Here is a 1,104-nt window from a genome sequence, read left to right as displayed (position 1 = left end):
AAAGTAGGTTACTTGGTAATGCAATAACCGCTTTCAGCCAGTTTTTCTCTAACATATCTTGCTTAAACAGCTTTTCACCCGCTGCGGAGCGAAATAAAAAACCGTTGGTGACAAAGCCAACAACAACATCTGAAGTATGCGACAGCATGTGGCGAAGTTGATAGACATCTGCCATTAAAGATTTTTCAGGAAAGCGCCCCCAGATGTCATGAATATCTGATTTTGGGTACTTTTGCCCAAGTGGTGGCATCGCTATTGAGCTCTGGAATTGCTTAAGACCACCGTCACCAATCAAAGTTGGAACAAAGATTGGATCGGTGCGAGTCACACGAAAGTTACGGTCTAAAAGGACATTCTGCACTTCTGCATAGAAATCATCGACTCCTAAGGGCGTTTCACCCTCACAAATACTGTGCATAGGTAGCTTATGCGCGAATGCATAGCCAGCGGTGAAAGGACAATATACAGTCTTAACCTTATCTTCCAGTAGACTAACCCCTAGAGTTGTTAACTCATCAGGAATGGTTAGTCCTCCATATCCTTTCCCTCCTTCCTCAAGGAGGCTAATGATCGCCTCAGATAAATCTTGATAAGAGATAACATTGGCACGGATTAAACCTTGAAGAGAAGTGATCAATTGCTGGAGTGTACTTTCAGGTAAAGACTTCGCTTCAGCGTTGTACCAAACTGATACGAAGTCATTCATCACTTTTTGTAGTTGCTCTTTGAAACTACTATTTTCATTGACTAGTTGATGTTCATTACCCAACTTATTAGTCTCACTTAATTTAACCCAAGCACAACATGCGGCAAACTGCTCAGTCAATTCAGGGAGAGAACTACCTCCCCGTAAAGCATCCAATAGTGACCAAATTTGTTTTTTCACGGATTTTCTCCCTTAAATTAATGAACGGTTTGAGATCTGTTATAGCTATCTAAGGTGTAAGTCGTGATTTCAGTCTCACCTGACTCAACAAGGACAACACCACCTCGGCTTCTCATCTTCTGCATTTGCTGAGAAATCTTGTTCAACTCATCCAGAGCCGCATCAATTCCTTTGCGATTGAGATAAGTTTTATCTCCATCGTCCACACCGAACATTTT

Annotated in this window: 2 protein-coding genes; both read right to left on the bottom strand. The window is 41.8% G+C overall.

Annotated elements, in window-relative coordinates:
* Window positions 1-886 (bottom strand): N-6 DNA methylase (locus tag AB4486_RS26715; protein WP_372119792.1); only part of this gene is annotated, 886 nt, incomplete at its 3' end.
* Window positions 887-903: 17 nt separating this feature from the next.
* On the bottom strand, window positions 904-1,104 hold a 201-nt coding region (locus AB4486_RS26710; protein WP_372119790.1), incomplete at its 5' end, for a hypothetical protein.

The sequence above is a fragment of the Vibrio sp. 10N.222.55.C6 genome (genome assembly GCF_041473395.1).
In the GTDB taxonomy this organism is placed as follows: domain Bacteria; phylum Pseudomonadota; class Gammaproteobacteria; order Enterobacterales; family Vibrionaceae; genus Vibrio; species Vibrio crassostreae_C.
This window is presented reverse-complemented; position numbering and strand designations above follow the sequence as displayed.